The 525-nt window shown below is 78.5% G+C and carries 1 pseudogene; it reads left to right on the top strand.

Annotation, left to right across the window (positions count from 1 at the left end):
* Positions 1 to 525 (top strand): annotated as a pseudogene (locus CH341_RS34765) (hypothetical protein); the annotation flags it as partial.

Raw genomic sequence — 525 nt, 5'->3', positions numbered from 1 at the left:
GACCGGGGCCCGCGACGGCGAGCGCGGCCCGGCCACGGGCGAGCGGCGCGACGGCGCCCCGACGCAGCGCGAAGGCGCCCGTCCGGGTGATCGCGACAACACTCGCGAGGGCACCGGTCCGCGGGACCGCGACAATGCCCGCGAGGGCACGAATGCTCGCGATCGGGACAACGCCCGCGACAATGCGCGGGACGACCAGCGCGAGAGCACCCGTCCGGATGCCGACCGGAGCCGTGCGGCGCGCGACAAGGACAAGGCCGATGATCGTCGGCAGAAAGGTGCCGAGCGCCGCCAGGACCGCCGCGAGCAACGCCAGGAGCAGAGCGAGCGTGGCGGCCGCGACGCGGCGCCGTCGCGCAACGAGCGTCAGGGCGCCGAGCGGTCCGGTCCGGATCGCTCGGGGCCGGGACGAAGCGGCGCAGCGGAGCAGCGCTCCGGCGAGCGTCCGGCGGCGGCCGAGCGCGGCGGTTCGGAGCGCGGCGCGTCCGAGCGCGGCGCGTCCGGGCGGGGCGGTGGCGAGCGGCC

The organism is Rhodoplanes roseus, from assembly GCF_003258865.1.
Taxonomy (GTDB): domain Bacteria; phylum Pseudomonadota; class Alphaproteobacteria; order Rhizobiales; family Xanthobacteraceae; genus Rhodoplanes; species Rhodoplanes roseus.
This window is presented reverse-complemented; position numbering and strand designations above follow the sequence as displayed.